Annotated in this window: 4 protein-coding genes; 2 read left to right on the top strand and 2 right to left on the bottom strand. The window is 67.7% G+C overall.

Features of this window, described 5'->3' with window-relative positions; translation table 11 throughout:
- Window positions 1-1972 (bottom strand): AAA family ATPase (locus IEJ02_RS13550; RefSeq protein WP_191065068.1); only part of this gene is annotated, 1972 nt, incomplete at its 3' end.
- A gap of 1093 nt (window positions 1973-3065) precedes the next feature.
- Between IEJ02_RS13550 and IEJ02_RS13545 the strand changes: the two genes are divergently transcribed.
- Window positions 3066-3707 carry a TetR/AcrR family transcriptional regulator gene (locus tag IEJ02_RS13545; protein ID WP_191065067.1) on the top strand — a complete coding sequence of 214 codons (642 nt, stop codon included), beginning with the start codon at window positions 3066-3068 and terminating at the stop codon, window positions 3705-3707.
- 11 nt (window positions 3708-3718) lie between these two features.
- Here the strand turns inward: IEJ02_RS13545 and IEJ02_RS13540 are convergent, their stop codons facing one another.
- Window positions 3719-5200, bottom strand: coding sequence for an LVIVD repeat-containing protein (locus IEJ02_RS13540; protein ID WP_191065066.1), 1482 nt, complete (start codon window positions 5198-5200; stop codon window positions 3719-3721).
- A gap of 192 nt (window positions 5201-5392) precedes the next feature.
- Here IEJ02_RS13540 and IEJ02_RS13535 point away from each other — a divergent pair, with 192 nt between their 5' ends.
- Window positions 5393-6076: a DUF305 domain-containing protein gene (locus tag IEJ02_RS13535; protein WP_191065065.1), complete on the top strand. Its 684-nt coding sequence runs from the start codon at window positions 5393-5395 to the stop codon at window positions 6074-6076.
- Window positions 6077-6183: the final 107 nt, after the last annotated feature.

The following is a 6183-nucleotide window of genomic DNA, read 5'->3' as shown; positions in this document are numbered from 1 at the left end:
CTTCGAGTCTGCCGATGGCGGTGTGGGCCGCCACCAGCACGGACAGCGGCAATCCAATGGCGACGCCCCAGCCGCGCGGCGGGATGGACCGCAATGCCCTACCCGCGAGATCAATGGCTGTGGTGAAGTCCCCGTGGCGGCATCGGATATAGGCACGCATGGACAGGGCGACGGCGCACGGGGTCTTCATGTTCAGCTTGTCGGCCGCGGTGAAAAGCGCCCCGCACAGCCGGTCCGCCGCTTCCGATTCTCCCCTGGCGGCCAATGCCCAAACGATCCGGCAGGCGTATGCGTAAGCGAACCAGAAATGGTTGGAGGGCGACAGCAGGTGCATGGCGTCGGGGGAGAAGTCCGCCACCTGCCGAGGATCCTGAAGATGCCCGATCTCGATCCCCAGCTCGTCCACGGAGAGCTGGAGACCGTGCTCCAGATTGGCCGCCCACAAACCGTCGACTTCCCCCTCCGGGGCATCCTGCCCGGGAAAGTCGTGGATCAGCATGGGTTTGAGGAACGTGACCCACTGCCGGGTCACCCGCAGAGCGGCCGTGCAGGACGCGGTAACGGTGTCACCGCCGTCCGACGACCATGTGAAGATCTCTTCCGCATCGCCGTACCGGCCGAACCACAGCACCATGAAGAGCAGGAAGCACTGATACTGCTCCGGGATGTCCGCGGGGGATTCCGCCCGGATCTCGGCCAGCAGGCGGTCCAGCTCGGGTTCGGCGGTCGCCGGATTGCTGGACCATAACGCGCCGACCAGCGCCATGAGAATGTCCATGTGCTCCCGCCGGCTGAGGTCCGCGCGGTCGGCGAGCCGCAGACTGGCGATCGCTTCCTCCGTACACCCCTCGTCGAGATTCTTCTGGGCGGCCTGCCAGAGCACCGCCACGCCCTTTTGATCCGGCGTTTTGTCGGCAGTAACCAAGAGCTCCGCCACCGCGATCGGGTCGGCCCCGTCGGCATAGAGAAGTTCGGCCGCTTTCGCGCTGAGGCGGGCCCGGTCCGCGGCCGCCAGTGTCTCCAGCACGACGGAACGGGCCGCGGGGTGCCGGAAGCGCCCGTCCTCCAGCAGGCCTGCCGAGTTGAGGAGGTCCATGGCCCGGGACGCGCGTTCCTCACCGTATTCGAGCAGACTGGCCACGCGCCAGGGGCTGCCGTACGGGCCGAGCACGGCGAGCGCCTGCGCCACCTGGAGCAGCGCCTGATGGCTCAACAGGCACCGTCGGTAGGACTCCTGGAACTCCGCTCCGACCGTGACATCCGCGCCCGCCCCGCTCCGAGCGGCCTTGAGGTGGTCCCGCAGCAGGGCCTTGACCAGCCTCGGGTTGCCACCGCTGATGGCGTGGCAGGAGGCGCGGATCCGGCCGGCCAGGCCGGCGTCGCCGTACCGCTCCAGCAGGCGTCCGACCTCGCGCTCCGGGAGGGTGCCGATATCGATCTTGTAGAGGTGGTGGCAGCTGTGGACGCGGGGGCCCAGGTGGTGGGCCTGCCCGCTGGTCAGCACGACGAGCGTGCGGGTGCCGGACGCATGCCGGGCGATATGCAGAAGGCACATCAGGGAGGGGTGGTCGGCATGTTCGGCATCATCGACCGCGAGGATCAGTTGTCTGCCGCCCGCGATGCGGTACAGCACATCCGATATCTCCCGGACCAGACATCTCAGCGGGTCGCGTTCGGCTTCCGCATACCGCTCTGCGGCGGTCCTCCAGCGTGCCACGACATCCAATGCGCCGGTGGCCGCGGAGGATCGGATCAACTGTTCCGCGATATTGAACGGAATGGCGGTGTCGTCCGCGAATCCGGACGCCGTGAGACAGACCGCACCCGATGCGGCCGCCTGCTCCTTCAGACTTTCCAATAAGGTGGTCTTCCCGACACCGGGCCCCCCGATCACTTGAAGAAGGCCGCCATTGCCTTTTGCTGCCGTGCCGAGTACGTCGCGGAGCTCGGATTGATAATCTGTCAGTCCCATACTCATCAGTCCTCGCTGTGGGGGGGTGCGTTTGAGCGATGAGTTGATCTCCGCAGTCATCCATCCTGCGGAAGATAATTTCTCTGACGAGACAGATATCCGCTGCGTCGGCGGCGGCGAATTCTCTGATGTGGATCACCTCCGGTGGGGGCCTGTGCGCTGACGGTCATATAAGCAGAGACACAACCGGAGCGATACCTTCCACCGGTTGTGACCTCAGCCACGGTTTCCTTCCCCCGTGTGCCCCCGTGTGATCACGCTTGGCTGCGATCAGTCTTGACTGAGCGCTTGACTGAGCGGGTGGCCTGTCCGCACACCTCAGAAGAGCGGGACGCCACCGGCGCCGGCGCGCAAGGAAAAGGACAGTGCGGCATGCCGACGCGAATACATCTCAGCCTATGCGCCGGTTGTGGAACCGGAACCGTTCTTTTCGTTGTGCAAAGCTGGCGTTTACCAGCAGCCACCCCGGCCGGTTGCCGCTCCACGCCCGCCGCAGCGGACTCCGGACCGGCATGCACCCAACCCGTGGCCATCCCCCGGTTGCCTCAACGTCATGTCACGTACCATTACCGGCAACCTCCTCGCGCTCAGCAGATATCGCCTGCCCCGACTCGTCGCGGAGTTACGGGGATTGACCCCTGTATGATCACCACGACAGCGAGACCATAAACAGCCTCCGCCTCATGATTCCCCTAAACCCTGCGCCTTGATTCGGCCGGGATTTATCTACCGGCAAATCGGCCGAAACGGATGCGCCGATGGCCGAACGGGGCCGGGCCCACGGCTTACGGTGCCGGAAGTCCTGGCTCCTGGCCGCACCGAAGATGAGGGAGCGTCAACTATGACGTAAAAGCCGCCCTGTTCGACTTCTCGGGAACGCTGTTCCCTGGCCGGCCAGGTGCCGGGCGAGCGTGAGGCCGCCGAGTCCGGCACCGGTGATCGTGACGCCGAAAGGTGCGAACCCACCGGTTCGGGCGATCCCCCCGTGTCGCCCGAACCGGCGGAGACATGCGGCCACCCTCAGGGGAACGGCGGACATCCGTACGTCCCCTGAGTATATTGGCTGACAGCCAGCCAACGCAGGAGTTACAGCATGGTCCCCCGAAGCCCGTCGGTCAATGAGGAGTTGCGGCGCCGATCCCAGGTCCGTCTGCTGGAGGCGACGGTCGAGCTGATCGGCGAGCGCGGCTACGAGGCGACCACCCTCGCCGATATCGCCGACCGGGCCGGGGCGGCCCGCGGACTGGTGTCGTACTACTTCCCGGGCAAGCGGCAGCTGCTGCAGACGGCCGTGCACCGGCTGATGCACATGGAGCTGGCCCGGGGGCTCGAGCGGGAGCCGCGGCCGGAGGGCGAGGGGGCCGGGCGGGAGCTGCTGGCGCGGGCGATCGACGCGATCCTGGGCCTGGCCCGGGACCGGCCCCGGCTGATGCGGACACACATGGCGGGGATCCTCACGGCCGAGGGCTTCATCCAGTGCGCCGAGCAGCAGCGGCTGGCCGGCCTGCTGCGGGACACCATCACGCGGTACGGCTCCGAGGACCCCGAGACCGACTACCGGCTGCTGCGCGCCCTGCTGATGGGCGCGGTGGTCGCGGTGCTGCTGCCGGGCGCGCCGATGGCGCCCGAGCGGCTGCGTGCGGAGCTGTTCCACCGCTACGAACTGGACTGGGAGCTGGGGCTCCCGCCGGGCGATGAACCGCCCGGCGGGAGCCGGATGAGCACTCTGGGCTAGGGAGCCCGCGCTCAGCGGTAGTCGGGCTGCGTCTGCGTGTTGAGCTCGGGCAGCCGGACCGACTCGGCGCTGTCGGTGCGCCGGTCGCGGATCTTCAGGACGTCGAAGCCCTTGTCGATGTCGTTGGAGTAGATGTAGCCGTTGTAGTAGTACGCGGACCAGGAGCCGCCGGTGATGAGCGTGTCGCTGGAGAGCGGCCCGCGCTCGAAGTAGCCGATCTCCTTGGGCCGGTCGGAGTCGGTGAAGTCCCAGACGGACACGCCGCCCTGGTACCACGCCTGGACCATGATGTCGCGGCCCTTGGCCGGGATCAGCGAGCCGTTGTGGGCCACGCAGTTCTCGGTGTCGGCCTGGTGGCGCGGGATCTTGAAGTAGCTCCGGAAGACCAGCTTGCGCTTGTCGCCCTTGCCGACGATGTCGTAGATCCCGTCCGCGCCGCGGTCCTGGCCCACCTCGGCGTTGCAGGTGGCGGCGACGCCGCCGCCCAGCTCATCGGTGAACACGACCTTGGTGCCGCGCTCGTTGAAGGTGGCCGAGTGCCAGAAGGCGAAGTTGACGTTGTCCTCGACCCGGTCGATGACCCGCGGCTTCGCGGGGTCGGCGATGTCGAGCAGAATGCCGTCGCCCATGCACGCGCCCGCCGCCAGCTTCAGCTTGGGGAACGTGGTGAGGTCATGGCAGCCGGTGGTCTGGGAGACGCCGGGGTTGGTGGGCGCACCGGGGTTTCCGCCGTCCGGGAAGAGCACGGGGAAGTCGATGACCGCGGCCTTCTCGGGCGCCGAACGGGGCACCTTGATGACGGAGATGCCGTCGTGCGGAGGCTGGCAGTCCGGGAAGGTGGCGCTGGGCGAGTACGAGGAGACGTAGATGTACACGTCCTTGCGCTCGGGCACCAGGGTGTGGGTGTGCGAACCGCAGGAGGTCTCGACGGCGGCGACGTACTTCGGGTTCCGCTTGTCGCTGATGTCGAAGACCTTCATGCCCTCCCACGAGGACTTCTCGGTCGCCGGCTGGGTGGTGCTGTTGCAGGAGTTGTCGCTGCGCGAGGAGTCGGTGGACAGGAAGAGCAGGTCTCCTGAGACCGACACATCGTTCTGCGAGCCCGGGCAGAGCACCTGGCTCACGATCTTCGGGCTCTTCGGCCGGCTGATGTCGTAGATGACGAAGCCGTCGTAGTTGCCCGCGAAGGCGTACCTGCCCTGGAAGGCCAGGTCGGAGTTGACGCCCTTGAGGTCCTGCTTGGGGATGTTGGTGAGATGGCTGACATTGTCGCTGTGGACGATCTGGTCCACGCCGGGGATGTCGCCGTTCTCGATGGCGGCCCTGGCTTCCGACTGCTGGCTCTTGGTCACCCGCTCCTTGTGGGGAGCGTCACCTGGGTCGGGCGTCGCGGCCGCCGGGCCCGCGGCCAGCAAGGTGGCCACCAGTCCGAAGGCGGCCACGGCCGCACCGAGGTATCTGCGCCGCTGTGGAGGTCTTTCCCACGGCTTCACTGCGTCCTCCCTTTGTCGCCGTCTCCGTTCGGAGTTGAACGGTTGACGGACCGGGGGAAGTATCGCTCTATCCATGTACACCACAACAGGTAGCAACATGTTCGTAAAGAGATTTTCCCAACTCGCCCGGACCGGGAGCGCCGCTGACGTGCTAAGACGGTCTGCGGATCCCAAGCGCCCCAGGAGGCCACGGTGTTGAACCGCCGTACGACGCTCCACTCCGCATCCCTCGCGGCCGCCGCGGCGGCGGCCGCCCTGACGCTCTTCCTGACCGGCTGTGACGCGGAGAGCGGCGGCGGGGCCGACGCGGGGAAGGGCAAGGACGGAAAGCCCGCGGTGATCGCGCCGGGCAAGCCCGGCGAGGCGGCGAAGAAGCTGTCGGCCGAGGAGGCGGCGAAGGCGGGCGACGACGACTCCCCCAACTCGGCCGACCGCTCCTACGTCCGCATGATGATCGAGCACCACCGGCAGGCCCTGGTGATGACCGACCTCGCCGCCGACCGCGCCAAGTCGGCGAAGGTCAAGCGGCTCGCGGAGCGCATCGCGTCCGGGCAGAAGCCGGAGATCGAGGCGATGCGCGCCTGGCAGAAGACGGAAGGCGGCGAGCCCGAGGGCGGCGACGGGGGCGGCCACGAGGGCCATGACGCGAGGATGCCGGGGATGGCCACCGAGGCCCAGCTCGCCCGGCTGCGCGCCGCCAAGGGCGCCGACTTCGACGCGCTCTTCCTCAAGCTGATGATCACCCACCACCGGGGCGCGGTCGCCATGGCCACGGATGTGCTGGCCCAGGGCAACAACATCCGGGTGGAGGAGATGGCGAACGACGTGATCGCGCAGCAGAGCAGCGAGATCCGGCGGATGCGGCAGATGTCGTAGCGGGGGGGCGGATGCCGTAGGGGGCGGCGGATGCCGCAGCGGGCGGCGGATGTCGTAGGGGCGGCGGATGCCGTAGCGGGCGGCACACGGAGCCCGGAGGGGCCGTT

Origin of the sequence: Streptomyces sp. 5-10 (assembly GCF_014712245.1) — a bacterium.
Taxonomy (GTDB): Bacteria; Actinomycetota; Actinomycetes; order Streptomycetales; family Streptomycetaceae; genus Streptomyces; species Streptomyces violaceusniger.
The sequence above is the reverse complement of the archived record's forward strand: the minus strand, read 5'-3'. Positions and strand labels throughout refer to the sequence as shown.

Excerpts from the sequence above, each read along its gene's own strand:
- IEJ02_RS13545 (WP_191065067.1), top strand. The coding sequence starts at position 3,066 with ATGGTCCCCCGAAGCCCGTCGGTCAATGAGGAGTTGCGGCGCCGATCC.